We start from the raw sequence: 14,312 nt of genomic DNA, 5'->3' as shown, positions 1-14,312 counted from the left end.
TAAGGATATAACATGCCTGTTATTACTCTTCCTGATGGCAGCCAACGCCATTATGACCACCCTGTAAGCCCGATGGATGTTGCTCTGGACATTGGTCCTGGCCTGGCGAAAGCCACCATTGCGGGCCGTGTGAATGGCGAGCTGGTTGATGCTTCCGATCTGATTGAAAATGATGCGACGCTTTCCATCATCACCGCAAAAGATGAAGAGGGTCTGGAGATCATTCGTCACTCTTGTGCGCATCTGTTAGGTCACGCTATCAAGCAACTTTGGCCGCACACGAAAATGGCGATCGGCCCGGTTGTCGACAACGGTTTTTACTATGACGTTGATCTTGACCGCACGCTAACTCAGGAAGATGTCGAAGCGCTCGAAAAGCGGATGCATGAGCTCGCCGAGAAAAATTACGACGTTATCAAGAAAAAGGTGAGCTGGCATGACGCGCGCGAAACCTTCGTGAAGCGCGGCGAGACTTACAAAGTCGCTATTCTTGATGAAAATATCGCCCATGATGATAAGCCAGGCTTGTACCATCATGAAGAATATGTCGACATGTGTCGTGGTCCGCACGTGCCGAATATGCGTTTCTGCCATCACTTTAAACTGATGAAAACTGCCGGCGCATACTGGCGCGGTGACAGCAATAATAAGATGTTGCAGCGTATTTACGGTACGGCATGGGCAGATAAAAAAGCCCTGAACGCTTATCTGCAGCGCCTGGAAGAGGCCGCAAAACGCGACCATCGTAAAATTGGTAAGCAGCTCGACCTGTATCATATGCAGGAAGAAGCGCCGGGCATGGTGTTCTGGCATAACGACGGCTGGACTATCTTCCGCGAGCTGGAGGTCTTTGTTCGTTCTAAACTCAAAGAATACCAGTATCAAGAAGTTAAAGGCCCGTTCATGATGGACCGTGTGCTGTGGGAAAAAACCGGGCACTGGGACAACTATAAAGATGCGATGTTCACCACATCCTCAGAAAACCGCGAATATTGCATCAAGCCGATGAACTGCCCGGGCCACGTTCAGATCTTTAACCAGGGTCTGAAATCCTATCGTGATTTGCCGCTGCGTATGGCGGAATTCGGTAGCTGCCACCGTAACGAGCCATCAGGCGCGCTGCATGGTCTGATGCGCGTACGCGGCTTTACGCAGGATGATGCGCATATCTTCTGCACCGAAGAGCAGATCCGCGATGAAGTTAACGCTTGTATTCGTATGGTCTACGATATGTACAGCACCTTTGGCTTCGAGAAGATCGTCGTCAAGCTTTCCACTCGTCCTGATAAGCGTATCGGCAGCGATGAGATGTGGGATCGTGCTGAGGCGGATCTGGCGGTTGCGCTGGAAGAAAATAATATCCCGTTTGAGTATCAACTGGGTGAAGGCGCATTCTACGGTCCGAAAATTGAATTTACCTTATATGACTGCCTCGATCGTGCATGGCAGTGCGGTACAGTACAGCTGGACTTCTCCTTACCGTCTCGTCTGAGCGCCTCCTATGTAGGCGAAGACAACGAGCGTAAGGTGCCGGTAATGATTCACCGTGCGATTCTTGGGTCGATGGAACGCTTCATCGGTATCCTGACCGAAGAGTTCGCTGGTTTCTTCCCGACATGGCTCGCGCCTGTTCAGGTAGTCGTGATGAATATTACCGATTCGCAGTCTGAATACGTTAACGAATTGACGCAGAAACTACAAAATGCGGGCATTCGTGTAAAAGCAGACTTGAGAAATGAGAAGATTGGCTTTAAAATCCGCGAGCACACTTTACGTCGTGTCCCTTATATGTTGGTCTGTGGTGATAAAGAGGTGGAAGCAGGCAAAGTTGCCGTTCGCACCCGCCGCGGTAAAGACCTGGGCAGTCTGGACGTAAATGACGTGATTGAGAAGCTGCAACAAGAGATTCGCAGCCGCAGTCTTCAACAACTGGAGGAATAAAGTATTAAAGGCGGAAAACGAGTTCAAACGGCGCGTCCGAATCGTATTAATAGCGAAATTCGCGCGCAAGAAGTTCGCTTAACAGGTCTGGAAGGCGAGCAGCTTGGTATTGTGAGTCTGAGAGAAGCTCTGGAAAAAGCTGAAGAAGCCGGAGTAGACTTAGTCGAAATCAGCCCTAACGCCGAGCCGCCGGTTTGTCGTATAATGGATTACGGCAAATTCCTCTATGAAAAGAGTAAGTCTTCTAAGGAACAGAAGAAAAAGCAAAAAGTTATCCAGGTGAAGGAAATTAAATTCCGTCCTGGGACAGATGAAGGCGACTATCAGGTAAAACTCCGCAGCCTGATTCGCTTTCTCGAAGAGGGCGATAAGGCCAAAATCACGCTGCGTTTCCGCGGTCGTGAAATGGCCCACCAGCAAATCGGTATGGAAGTGCTTAATCGCGTGAAAGACGATTTGCAAGAACTGGCAGTGGTCGAATCCTTCCCAACGAAGATCGAAGGCCGTCAGATGATCATGGTGCTTGCTCCTAAGAAGAAACAGTAAGGCCTTCAAGTAACAATTCTGTGAAGCCTTCGGGCTTCACAGGCTTTGTTCGCCTATGTTTCGTTTATTAACAATGCGAAGTGGAAGTTATTAAAATGCCAAAAATTAAGACCGTACGCGGTGCTGCTAAGCGCTTCAAAAAAACCGGTAAAGGTGGTTTTAAGCACAAGCACGCTAACCTGCGTCACATTCTGACCAAAAAAGCGACTAAACGTAAACGTCACCTGCGTCCGAAAGCCATGGTTTCTAAAGGCGATCTGGGCCTGGTTATCGCGTGCCTGCCGTACGCATAAGCCGTTAACGTTTTTAACTTTTTAATTAGAATAGATACAGGAGAGCACATATGGCTCGCGTAAAACGTGGTGTAATTGCACGCGCACGTCACAAGAAAATTTTGAAACAAGCCAAAGGCTACTACGGTGCGCGTTCTCGCGTATACCGCGTTGCCTTCCAGGCAGTTATCAAAGCTGGTCAGTATGCTTACCGTGACCGTCGTCAACGTAAGCGTCAGTTCCGTCAACTGTGGATTGCGCGTATCAACGCAGCAGCACGTCAGAACGGTATTTCTTACAGCAAATTCATCAACGGCCTGAAAAAAGCCTCTGTTGAAATCGACCGTAAGATCCTGGCTGATATCGCCGTATTCGACAAAGTCGCGTTCACCGCGCTGGTTGAAAAAGCGAAAGCAGCTCTGGCATAAGCCAGTGAAAAGAGGGAGCCTGGCTCCCTCTCTTTTATTTACTGTTCAGTGAGTTGACAATTGACCTGTAACCCTTTTCAATAAAGGATATTCGGTTTTACCACATAAGGTAACGCAAGCATGAACGCTGCTATTTTCCGTTTCTTTTTTTACTTTAGCACCTGATCCCAGGAGGCTAGCGCGTGAAAAACGAAACGAAAAACAGCGCAAAAAAGCCTCCTGATGGAGGCTTTTTTTGTATCTGAAATCGAGAGATTACGTCCAATGAACCGGTGTCTTCACCGACACAATGAGGAAAACCATGTCACATCTCGCAGAGCTGGTTGCCAATGCAGCGGCCGCCATTAACCAGGCGTCAGATGTTGCCGCGTTAGACAATGTACGCGTCGAATATTTGGGCAAGAAAGGGCATTTAACCCTTCAGATGACGACCCTACGCGATCTGCCGCCGGAAGAGCGTCCGGCAGCCGGGGCAGTCATTAACGCCGCGAAAGAGCAGGTACAACAGGCGCTTAACGCGCGTAAAGCCGAGCTGGAAAGCGCAGCGCTTAACGCCCGTCTGGCCGCTGAGACCATCGATATCTCCCTGCCGGGGCGCCGTATTGAGAACGGTGGTCTGCATCCGGTCACGCGTACCATTGACCGTATTGAAAGTTTCTTCGGCGAGCTTGGTTTTACCGTGGCGACTGGCCCGGAAATTGAAGATGACTACCATAACTTCGATGCGTTAAACATTCCGGGTCATCACCCGGCCCGCGCCGATCATGATACCTTCTGGTTTGACGCGACCCGTCTGCTGCGTACCCAGACGTCTGGCGTCCAGATCCGGACGATGAAAGCGCAGCAACCGCCGATCCGTATTATTGCGCCGGGCCGTGTATACCGTAATGACTACGACCAGACGCATACTCCGATGTTCCATCAGATGGAAGGTCTGATTGTTGATACCAACATCAGCTTCACCAACCTCAAAGGTACGCTGCACGACTTCCTGCGTAATTTCTTTGAGGAGGATCTGCAGATTCGCTTCCGTCCTTCTTATTTTCCGTTCACCGAACCTTCTGCGGAAGTGGATGTGATGGGTAAAAACGGCAAATGGCTGGAAGTGCTGGGCTGCGGGATGGTGCATCCGAATGTGCTGCGTAATGTCGGTATCGATCCGGAAATCTATTCTGGCTTCGCTTTTGGTATGGGGATGGAACGTCTGACCATGTTGCGTTACGGCGTCACCGACCTGCGTTCATTCTTCGAAAACGATCTGCGTTTCCTTAAACAGTTTAAATAAAGGCAGGATAAAACAATGAAATTCAGCGAACTGTGGTTACGCGAGTGGGTTAACCCGGCAATTGATAGCGATGCGTTGGCTAACCAGATTACGATGGCTGGCCTGGAAGTAGACGGCGTTGAGCCGGTCGCGGGAAGCTTCAATGGCGTTGTGGTTGGGGAAGTGGTTGAGTGCGCCCAGCATCCGAACGCTGACAAATTGCGTGTAACGAAAGTCAACGTCGGCGGAGAACGCCTGTTGGATATCGTCTGCGGCGCGCCAAACTGTCGTCAGGGGCTGAAAGTAGCGGTGGCCACCATTGGCGCTATTCTGCCGGGCGATTTCAAAATTAAAGCGGCAAAACTGCGTGGCGAACCGTCTGAAGGGATGCTGTGCTCCTTCTCCGAACTGGGGATTTCCGACGATCACAGCGGCATTATCGAACTGCCGGCGGATGCGCCGCTGGGTACCGATATCCGTGAATACCTGAAGCTTGACGACAATACCATCGAAATTAGCGTCACGCCGAACCGTGCGGATTGCTTAGGTATCATCGGCGTTGCGCGCGATGTGGCGGTACTGAACAAAGCGCCGCTCCAGGAGCCTGAAATGGCGCCGGTTACGGCAACCATCAGCGATACGCTGCCGATTACGGTAGAGGCCGCTGATGCGTGTCCTCGCTATCTGGGCCGGGTGGTAAAAGGCATTAATGTTAACGCGCCGACGCCGCTGTGGATGAAAGAGAAACTGCGTCGCTGCGGTATTCGCTCCATCGATGCGGTGGTTGACGTCACGAACTATGTGCTGCTCGAACTGGGTCAGCCAATGCATGCTTTCGATAAAGATCGCATTGATGGCGGTATTGTCGTGCGGATGGCAAAAGAGGGTGAAACCGTCGTCCTGCTGGACGGTAGCGAAGCGACGTTAAATGCGGACACGCTGGTGATCGCCGATCACCATAAGGCGCTGGGGATAGCCGGTATTTTTGGCGGCGAACATTCCGGCGTGAACGGCGAAACGCAAAATGTGCTGCTGGAATGTGCGTACTTTAATCCGCTGTCTATCACCGGTCGCGCTCGCCGCCACGGTCTGCATACCGATGCGTCTCACCGCTACGAGCGCGGGGTGGACCCGGCGCTGCAATATAAAGCGATAGAGCGCGCTACTCGTCTGCTTCTTGATATCTGTGGCGGTGATGCGGGTCCGATAATTGATGTGAGCAACGAAGCAACGTTGCCGAAACGCGCCACCATTACGCTGCGTCGCAGTAAACTGGATCGCCTGATCGGGCATCATATTGCGGATGAGCAGGTCAGTGATATTCTGCGTCGTCTGGGCTGTGAAGTGACCGAAGGGCAGGACGAGTGGAAAGCCGTAGCGCCGACCTGGCGTTTCGATATGGAGATTGAAGAAGATCTGGTGGAAGAGGTGGCCCGCGTTTACGGCTATAACAATATTCCGGACGAGCCAATTCAGGCCGGTTTAATCATGGGGACGCACCGTGAAGCCGATCTGTCGTTGAAGCGGGTTAAAACCATGCTGAACGACAAAGGCTATCAGGAAGTGATTACCTATAGCTTTGTCGATCCTAAAGTACAACAGCTCATCCATCCAGGCGCAGAAGCGCTGCTGCTGCCAAACCCTATCTCCGTTGAGATGTCGGCGATGCGTCTGTCTCTGTGGAGCGGATTGTTGGCGACGGTGGTCTATAACCAAAACCGTCAGCAGAATCGCGTGCGTATTTTTGAAACCGGTTTACGTTTCGTTCCGGATACACAAGCCAATCTGGGTATTCGACAGGATCTGATGCTGGCTGGCGTGATTTGCGGTAACCGCTATGATGAGCACTGGAACCTGGCAAAAGAGACCGTTGATTTCTATGATTTGAAAGGCGATCTGGAAGCAGTACTGGATTTAACCGGCAAACTGGGTGATATCCAGTTTAAGGCGGAGATGAATCCGGCTCTGCATCCGGGACAGTCTGCGGCGATTTATCTGAAAGATGAACGTATTGGTTTTATTGGGGTTGTTCACCCTGAACTGGAACGTAAACTGGATCTGAATGGTCGTACGCTGGTGTTTGAACTGGAATGGAATAAGCTCGCAGACCGTATCGTGCCGCAGGCGCGGGAGATTTCACGCTTCCCGGCCAACCGTCGCGATATTGCGGTTGTTGTTGCAGAAAACGTTCCCGCAGCGGATATTTTATCCGAATGTAAGAAAGTTGGCGTAAATCAGGTAGTTGGCGTAAACTTATTTGACGTGTACCGCGGTAAGGGTGTTGCGGAGGGTTATAAGAGCCTCGCTATCAGCCTGATCCTTCAGGATACCAACCGTACACTCGAAGAAGAGGAGATTGCCGCTACCGTCGCCAAATGTGTAGAGGCATTAAAAGAGCGATTCCAGGCATCATTGAGGGATTGAACCTATGGCGCTTACAAAAGCTGAAATGTCAGAATATCTGTTTGATAAGCTTGGGCTTAGCAAGCGGGATGCCAAAGAACTGGTTGAACTGTTTTTCGAAGAGATCCGTCGTGCTCTGGAAAACGGTGAGCAGGTGAAACTCTCTGGTTTTGGTAACTTCGATCTGCGTGATAAAAATCAACGTCCGGGGCGTAACCCGAAAACGGGTGAAGATATTCCTATTACAGCACGGCGCGTGGTGACCTTCAGACCCGGGCAGAAGTTAAAGAGCCGGGTCGAAAACGCTTCGCCCAAAGAAGAGTAATCAGATCCAGGCATAACATCCATCAGGGTGTATTGCGGCAGATACGCTGCCATCCCGAAAGTAGATCAGCGGGATGACAGCGTATTTGTCAGCCTGAAAGATGACCCGTATAACTAAAAAGGCCGCATTGCGGCCTTTTTTCTTTCAAGTAAAGGATACCCACCGTAAAATCACGCTACCTCTTTTCAGCTGAATGGATAACATGCTGACTTTTGCCCGCCAACAACAGCGACGAAACGTTCGCTGGCTTCTGAGCCTGTCACTGCTGGTGCTACTGGCTACACTTCTGAGCTTATGCGCAGGCGAACAGTGGATTGCCCCCGGTGACTGGTTAAGCGCCCGGGGGGAACTGTTTGTCTGGCAAATTCGCCTTCCCCGCACGCTTGCGGTATTGCTGGTTGGCGCTGCGCTGGCGCTATCTGGCGCTGTGATGCAGGCGCTGTTTGAAAACCCACTTGCTGAACCGGGTCTGCTCGGCGTTTCGAATGGGGCCGGTGTTGGGCTTATTGCCGCCGTCTTACTGGGGCAGGGGCAACTGCCAGGATGGGCGCTGGGACTGTGCGCTATAGCCGGCGCGCTCATTATTACGTTAATTCTGCTGCGTTTTGCGCGCCGCCATCTCTCTACCAGCCGCTTGTTGTTGGCGGGCGTCGCGCTGGGCATTATCTGTAGCGCGCTGATGACGTGGGCTATCTATTTTTCCACCTCTTTCGATCTGCGGCAATTAATGTACTGGATGATGGGAGGATTTGGCGGCGTTGACTGGCAGCAGAGCTGGCTAATGATTGCGCTCATCCCGGTACTGATCTGGATATGTTGCCAGTCGCAACCGCTGAATATGCTGGCGCTAGGGGAAACCTCGGCGCGGCAGCTTGGCCTGCCGCTGTGGTTCTGGCGCAATTTGTTGGTCGTCGCCACCGGCTGGATGGTGGGCGTCAGCGTGGCGATGGCGGGGGCGATTGGTTTTATCGGTCTGGTTATTCCGCACATCCTGCGCTTATGTGGTTTAACCGATCACCGGGTTTTACTTCCCGGCTGCGCGCTGGCCGGGGCTATCGCCCTGCTATTGGCTGATGTGGTCGCCCGACTGGCACTGGCGTCGGCTGAACTGCCTATCGGGGTGGTCACCGCCACATTGGGGGCGCCAGTGTTTATCTGGCTGCTACTCAAATCCGCGCGTTAGCGCATCGGTAAACAACTGCTTTCATCATTCGCAGTCTATGATTAAAGGCTAACGATGAAACCCGCTATTCTACCGACATCAGGGAGACACCATGCAAAACTCGCTTCTTAATACTCACGTTACGACGATTGATGGAGAGGTCACTACACTTGAAAAATACGCCGGAAAAGCGCTGCTCATTGTAAACGTCGCCTCCAGATGTGGCCTGACGCCGCAATATGAACAGTTGGAAAATATCCAAAAGGCGTGGGCAGATCAGGGGTTTGTCGTGTTGGGTTTTCCCTGCAACCAGTTTATGGGGCAGGAGCCAGGCAGCGAAGAGGAGATTAAAACCTATTGTGCCAGCACCTGGGGCGTCACGTTCCCGATGTTCAGTAAAATTGATGTGAATGGCGACGCGCGCCATCCGCTGTATCAAAAACTGATAGCCGCTGCGCCAACGGCAGTCGCGCCGGAGAAGAGCGGCTTTTACGAACGGATGGTAAGCAAAGGGCGTACGCCACTCTATCCGGATGATATTCTGTGGAATTTTGAAAAATTTTTGGTAGGCCGGGATGGTCAGGTGGTACAGCGTTTTTCGCCGGATATGACGCCTGAAGATCCTATTGTGATGGAAAGCATAAAAATCGCGTTGGCAAAATAATGTCTCAATTGATGCAATTAAAGGATGTCGCCGAGAGCACCCGCCTGGGGCCGCTTTCCGGCGAAGTAAGCGCAGGAGAGATCCTTCATCTTGTCGGGCCGAACGGTGCCGGGAAAAGCACGCTACTGGCGCGTATGGCGGGGTTAACCTCCGGCGAGGGGAGCATCAGGTTTGGCGGAGCGCCGCTGGAGGCATGGGCGACGGCAACGCTTGCCCAACACCGCGCTTATCTTGCGCAACAGCAAAATCCGCCGTTCGCCATGCCGGTCTGGCATTACCTGACATTGCATCAACCTGATAAAACGCGAACCGGGCAGCTTAACGAGGTGGCCGATATGCTTGGATTGGGCGACAAACTGGGGCGAAGCGTGAATCAGCTTTCCGGTGGCGAGTGGCAGCGTGTTCGCCTTGCTGCCGTTGTACTACAAATTCATCCCGACGCTAATCCGGTCGGTCAATTATTGCTGCTTGATGAGCCGATGAACAGTCTCGATGTTGCGCAACAAAACGCTCTGGATCGGGTATTACATCATTTATGTCAGGCAGGAATTGCGATTGTGATGAGTAGCCACGATCTGAACCACACGCTGCGCCATGCGCATAAAGCCTGGTTACTAAAGCGCGGTAAACTCATTGCCTGCGGCCGCCGGGAAGAGGTGCTCACCCCCTCTTATCTGGCGCAAGCCTACGGTTTGCGCTTTCGACGACTCGACGTCGAGGGGCATCCAATGCTCATTTCGGCCACTTAAGTAAAATCGTTTCTTGAAAAGCAGGTAATTTCGACGCTAAATTAATACCAAAATAAAAACAGAGGATTGTTGCGGCATGCGTTTTTGGCTTCTTGTTATCACAGCATTGTTCCTGGCAGGATGCAGTACTCATCGGGCACCGGCGCCAAATGCCAGATTATCAGACTCCATTACCGTCATTGCGGGTCTGAACGATCAGTTGCAGTCCTGGCGCGGTACGCCATACCGTTACGGCGGCATGAGTCGCAGAGGCGTGGACTGTTCCGGCTTTGTGGTAGTCACTATGCGCGACAAGTTTGATTTGCAGTTGCCTCGTGATACGCGTGAACAATCAAAAATCGGCACCAGAATCGATAAAGATGAATTGCTGCCCGGAGATTTGGTTTTCTTTAAAACCGGTTCGGGCGAAAGTGGTTTACATGTTGGTATTTACGATACAAATAATGAGTTTATTCATGCCTCTACCAGTCGTGGCGTGATGCGTTCATCGCTGGATAATGTGTACTGGCGAAAAAACTTCTGGCAGGCACGGCGAATTTAACCTCGCAGACGATATAAATTTTATAGTCTATTTTTAACATATCGCCGGTTGAACTTATGACATCTGTTGTCATCATATATAATGATATAACCGTAGCATTTACAAACGTACTTTTATTAAAAACGGGCGTGTTCACGCCCTGTGAAAAGTACAAGATTGAATATTGGTTTATAATCAGAGTAAGTTAAAAAAAGGAACCGGTTCACCGGTAAACAAGAAAAATGATGACGCTTCAATTAGTATCTGAAGTTACGTCTGTTTCCGTCCGTAGTGACTGGATGGCGAATAGCGCCCTAACCATGGGACTGGCGTAATGATTGCTTCACTTGATGAGCTTTACCATTCCGAACTCTTTTTCCTTCCCGTCATGGATGAAAACGCTCGGCTTGTTGGTTTAGAGATTATTGCAACGTTTGCCGCTGAAGACGGCGCCGTGCGGATGCCGACTGAGTTGGTAGCGCCTCGCCTTTCGGTGGAGGAACAATACTGTCTGTTTGTTGAAAAACTGGCGTTGTTAGAAACCTGTCAGCACTTTTTTATTCAGCATAAACTTATTGCATGGCTTAATTTACCGCCTGCAATTAGTGACTTATTATTATTAGATAGCGAACTTTTTTCCCGGGCAGCGCGCTTTCCGTTTCTTGAATTAGCTATAAATGAGAATTATCCTGGGTTAAACCAGGGCAAAAACAATGAAACGTTAGCTAATCTGGCAATGCATTTCCCATTAATGCTGGCAAATTTTGGGGCAGGCGAGGCGTCGACTAAAGCTATTTTCGATGGGCTTTTCAAACGAGTCATGTTGGATAAAAATTTTATTCAGCAGCGAGCTGAAATGATCTCATTCGAACCATTCATGCACGCTATTGTTGCCCAGATCTCCTCCAGCTGCGAGTCGCTGATGATTGCCGGTATTGATACTGAGGCGATGTTTGCGCGCGCAGCGCCATTGGGGTTTAGCGCATTCCAGGGCGGACTATGGCCTCCGGTGCCGGTAAGCCAGCTCATTAAACTCGTTCAGCGATAACCTTTCTGTTTGCCGGTGTTTAACCGGTGATTAACCGTCTACACTGAAGACAGGAGGCCCTATGACCCTGTCTTTTACTGCCCGTTGGCGCGATGAATTGCCAGCAACGTATACCGCGCTTTTACCCACACCGTTAAAAAATGCGCGACTGATTTGGTATAACGACGAACTGGCGCAGCAGTTAGCCATTCCCGCTTCGTTATTTGATGCTACCAATGGCGCTGGCGTTTGGGGCGGCGAAACCTTATTACCCGGTATGTCGCCTGTCGCGCAGGTATATAGCGGGCATCAGTTCGGCGTCTGGGCGGGACAACTCGGCGACGGACGCGGTATTTTGCTGGGCGAACAGCTCCTGGCGGATGGCTCGACGCTCGACTGGCATCTGAAAGGCGCCGGATTAACACCCTATTCGCGAATGGGGGATGGACGCGCCGTCCTGCGTTCAACCATACGAGAAAGCCTTGCCAGCGAAGCCATGCATTATCTGGGTATTCCCACTACGCGCGCGTTATCTATCGTAACCAGCGATACGCCGGTTCAGCGAGAGACGCAGGAAACGGGCGCGATGTTAATGCGTCTGGCGCAAAGTCATATGCGTTTTGGTCATTTCGAACATTTCTACTACCGCCGTGAGCCGGAAAAAGTTCAGCAACTGGCTGATTTCGCTATTCGTCATTACTGGCCGCAATGGCAGGATGTCCCGGAAAAATATGCTTTGTGGTTTGAAGAGGTGGCGGCGCGTACCGGAAGACTCATCGCCGAGTGGCAAACCGTCGGTTTTGCGCACGGCGTTATGAATACGGATAACATGTCGATTCTGGGGCTGACCATCGACTATGGTCCCTTTGGTTTTCTCGATGACTACGATCCCGGCTTCATTGGTAACCATTCCGATCATCAGGGACGTTACCGCTTCGATAATCAACCGTCGGTGGCGCTGTGGAATTTACAACGTCTGGCGCAGACGTTAACCCCTTTTATTGAGATCGACGCGTTAAACAGAGCGCTGGATCGTTACCAGGACGCGTTGTTAACGCACTATGGGCAGCGAATGCGCCAGAAGCTGGGCTTCTTTACCGAGCAAAAAGACGATAACGTTTTACTGAATGAATTGTTTAGTCTGATGGCGCGCGAAGGGAGTGATTATACCCGTACATTTCGGATGTTAAGCCATACGGAGCAACAGAGCGCCTCCTCGCCGTTGCGGGATACGTTTATCGATCGCGCGGCGTTTGATGCCTGGTTCGATCGCTACCGGGCGCGATTGCGCACAGAGGCGGTGGATGACGCGCTGCGCCAGCAGCAGATGCAACGCGTGAATCCTGCGATTGTGTTGCGCAACTGGCTGGCGCAACGCGCGATAGATGCGGCTGAACAGGGAGACATGGCGGAACTGCATCGGTTGCATGAAGTTTTACGTCAACCTTTTACCGATCGAGATGATGACTATGCCCGCCGACCACCGGAGTGGGGAAAGCGGCTGGAGGTCAGTTGTTCAAGTTAGCCTGATGCCAGCAGCATCGTCTGCTGGCGGAGCGCTATTTGGTTAACAGTAGCTTCCCGGCCTGAGTTTTGCGCAACAGATACTCCTGACCGTTGTGATCGATAATGACTTTGCCGTCCGGACCTAATAGCGCCTGACTGTTGACGCGCCGTTCAGCGGCAGGGAGAAGCGTTTCATTGTCTATTTCCTTAGGGTGAGGCAGCTCGGTGTTATCCATACGCGACATGCTATTTATTAATAATCAAACTCACAATGATTATTATTATCAATAATTAATGCGATAACAGCAAGTGCTAATTCTGCGGAGTGATATACGCGCGCGGAGAGAAAAGGGCGGGTAACGCATCGAAGAAACGCCCATCCCGGCAGGATGGGCGAGCTATTAAAAGCGGCTGTCTACCGCCGCGGCAAGTTTTTCCAACAAAACTTCCGTATCTTCCCAGTTCAGGCAAGGATCGGTAATGGACTGACCATAGATTAATGGTTGACCGCTGATAATTTTTTGCGTGCCTTCCCGTAAAAAACTCTCTGCCATAATCCCGGCAATTGCCGTGGAGCCATTACGAATCTGCTGGCAAATATCATCACATACCTCTAACTGGCGGCGATGCTGTTTTTGACAGTTGCCGTGGCTGAAGTCGACGACCAGATGTTCCGGCAGATCAAATTCATGCAACGTATCGCAGGCGGCGGCAATATCTTCAGCGTGGTAGTTCGGTTTTTTACCGCCGCGCATGATGATGTGCCCATACGGGTTGCCACTCGTCTGGTAGATAGTCATCTGTCCGTCTTTATCCGGCGAGAGAAACATATGACTGGCGCGGGAGGCGCGAATAGCATCAACGGCAATGCGGGTATTGCCATCCGTACCATTTTTAAAGCCGACCGGACAAGAGAGCGCAGAAGCCATTTCCCGATGGATTTGGCTTTCGGTGGTACGCGCGCCAATCGCTCCCCAACTGATCAGATCGGCAATAAACTGGCCGGTGACCATATCAAGAAACTCTGTGGCGGTCGGTACTCCCAGTTCGTTCACCTGCAATAGCAAGCGACGCGCCAGTTCAAGCCCATAATTGACGCGGTAACTGCCATTCAAGTCGGGATCGGAAATCAGGCCTTTCCATCCCACGACGGTGCGCGGTTTTTCAAAATAGGTGCGCATGACGATCTCCAGACGCGCCTGATGCTTTTGGCGTTGTGCCTGGAGCTGCGTCGCGTATTCCATGGCAGCATTCAGATCGTGAATCGAACAGGGGCCAATGACGACCAGTAGCCGTGGATCTTCACCATTTAAAATCTTTTCTATCCGGCGTCGGGAGTCGGTAACGTGACTGGCGACGGAGGACGATACAGGATACCGCTGCGCGAGTTCGGTCGGTGTTACCAGGCTGTCGATACGCGCAGTACGGAGTTCGTCGGTTCTGTTCATTACAAGTCTCAGAAATTTGTTGCTTCAACGGCAGGACTACCGGGAAGTGATGGGCAT

16 protein-coding genes and 1 other annotated feature are annotated in these 14,312 nt (G+C 51.4%); of the genes, 14 read left to right on the top strand and 2 right to left on the bottom strand.

Annotation, left to right across the window (positions count from 1 at the left end):
- The first annotated feature begins 12 nt into the window (after positions 1-12).
- The 14 genes from thrS to selO all read left to right on the top strand — a co-directional run bounded on the left by thrS (position 13) and on the right by selO (position 12,826).
- Positions 13-1,941, top strand: a complete 1,929-nt coding sequence (gene thrS / locus QEN31_RS12900) for a threonine--tRNA ligase (RefSeq protein WP_001144223.1) — start codon at positions 13-15, stop codon at positions 1,939-1,941.
- Between the two features lie 3 nt (positions 1,942-1,944).
- Entirely contained in the window at positions 1,945-2,487 is a 543-nt protein-coding gene (infC, locus tag QEN31_RS12895) for a translation initiation factor IF-3 (RefSeq protein WP_001574431.1), read from the top strand.
- Between the two features lie 95 nt (positions 2,488-2,582).
- Positions 2,583-2,780: a 50S ribosomal protein L35 gene (gene rpmI / locus QEN31_RS12890; RefSeq protein WP_001124225.1), complete on the top strand. Its 198-nt coding sequence runs from the start codon at positions 2,583-2,585 to the stop codon at positions 2,778-2,780.
- A 50-nt stretch (positions 2,781-2,830) separates the two neighbouring features.
- Positions 2,831-3,187 (top strand): 50S ribosomal protein L20, encoded by a 357-nt coding sequence (gene rplT / locus QEN31_RS12885; RefSeq protein ID WP_000124850.1) that lies wholly within the window; start codon positions 2,831-2,833, stop codon positions 3,185-3,187.
- Positions 3,188-3,302: 115 nt separating this feature from the next.
- Positions 3,303-3,426: a sequence feature (Phe leader region), on the top strand.
- Positions 3,308-3,352, top strand: a complete 45-nt coding sequence (pheM, locus tag QEN31_RS12880) for a pheST operon leader peptide PheM (protein WP_001386830.1) — start codon at positions 3,308-3,310, stop codon at positions 3,350-3,352. Its footprint overlaps the feature before it by 45 nt.
- A 62-nt stretch (positions 3,427-3,488) precedes the next feature.
- Positions 3,489-4,472, top strand: coding sequence for a phenylalanine--tRNA ligase subunit alpha (pheS, locus tag QEN31_RS12875; RefSeq protein ID WP_000018570.1), 984 nt, complete (start codon positions 3,489-3,491; stop codon positions 4,470-4,472).
- 15 nt (positions 4,473-4,487) lie between these two features.
- A complete protein-coding gene (pheT, locus tag QEN31_RS12870; RefSeq protein ID WP_000672402.1) occupies positions 4,488-6,875 on the top strand; it encodes a phenylalanine--tRNA ligase subunit beta in 2,388 nt (795 codons plus the stop codon).
- 4 nt (positions 6,876-6,879) lie between these two features.
- On the top strand, positions 6,880-7,179 hold the full coding sequence (ihfA, locus tag QEN31_RS12865; RefSeq protein ID WP_001229266.1) for an integration host factor subunit alpha: 300 nt from the start codon (positions 6,880-6,882) through the stop codon (positions 7,177-7,179).
- A 202-nt stretch (positions 7,180-7,381) separates the two neighbouring features.
- On the top strand, positions 7,382-8,362 hold the full coding sequence (gene btuC / locus QEN31_RS12860; RefSeq protein WP_000954984.1) for a vitamin B12 ABC transporter permease BtuC: 981 nt from the start codon (positions 7,382-7,384) through the stop codon (positions 8,360-8,362).
- A gap of 91 nt (positions 8,363-8,453) precedes the next feature.
- Positions 8,454-9,005 (top strand): glutathione peroxidase, encoded by a 552-nt coding sequence (locus QEN31_RS12855; protein ID WP_099949677.1) that lies wholly within the window; start codon positions 8,454-8,456, stop codon positions 9,003-9,005.
- On the top strand, positions 9,005-9,754 hold the full coding sequence (btuD, locus tag QEN31_RS12850; protein ID WP_000080607.1) for a vitamin B12 ABC transporter ATP-binding protein BtuD: 750 nt from the start codon (positions 9,005-9,007) through the stop codon (positions 9,752-9,754). The genes QEN31_RS12855 and btuD overlap by 1 nt, the downstream gene beginning before the upstream one ends.
- Before the next feature lie 76 nt (positions 9,755-9,830).
- The gene (locus tag QEN31_RS12845) at positions 9,831-10,295 is read left to right on the top strand and encodes a C40 family peptidase (protein WP_001213256.1); all 465 of its coding nucleotides are present in this window, start codon (positions 9,831-9,833) and stop codon (positions 10,293-10,295) included.
- A gap of 313 nt (positions 10,296-10,608) precedes the next feature.
- Positions 10,609-11,322 (top strand): anti-FlhDC factor YdiV, encoded by a 714-nt coding sequence (gene ydiV / locus QEN31_RS12840; RefSeq protein ID WP_000562005.1) that lies wholly within the window; start codon positions 10,609-10,611, stop codon positions 11,320-11,322.
- 61 nt (positions 11,323-11,383) lie between these two features.
- Positions 11,384-12,826: a protein adenylyltransferase SelO gene (selO, locus tag QEN31_RS12835; RefSeq protein WP_000175669.1), complete on the top strand. Its 1,443-nt coding sequence runs from the start codon at positions 11,384-11,386 to the stop codon at positions 12,824-12,826.
- Positions 12,827-12,860: 34 nt separating this feature from the next.
- Here the strand turns inward: selO and hemP are convergent, their stop codons facing one another.
- Positions 12,861-13,052 (bottom strand): hemin uptake protein HemP, encoded by a 192-nt coding sequence (hemP, locus tag QEN31_RS12830; RefSeq protein ID WP_000089115.1) that lies wholly within the window; start codon positions 13,050-13,052, stop codon positions 12,861-12,863.
- A 156-nt stretch (positions 13,053-13,208) separates the two neighbouring features.
- The gene (aroH, locus tag QEN31_RS12825) at positions 13,209-14,255 is read right to left on the bottom strand and encodes a 3-deoxy-7-phosphoheptulonate synthase AroH (protein WP_001082196.1); all 1,047 of its coding nucleotides are present in this window, start codon (positions 14,253-14,255) and stop codon (positions 13,209-13,211) included.
- Between the last annotated feature and the right edge of the window lie 57 nt (positions 14,256-14,312).

Origin of the sequence: Salmonella sp. SA15303 (genome assembly GCF_029962125.1) — a bacterium.
Classification (GTDB): domain Bacteria; phylum Pseudomonadota; class Gammaproteobacteria; order Enterobacterales; family Enterobacteriaceae; genus Salmonella; species Salmonella enterica.
This window is presented reverse-complemented; position numbering and strand designations above follow the sequence as displayed.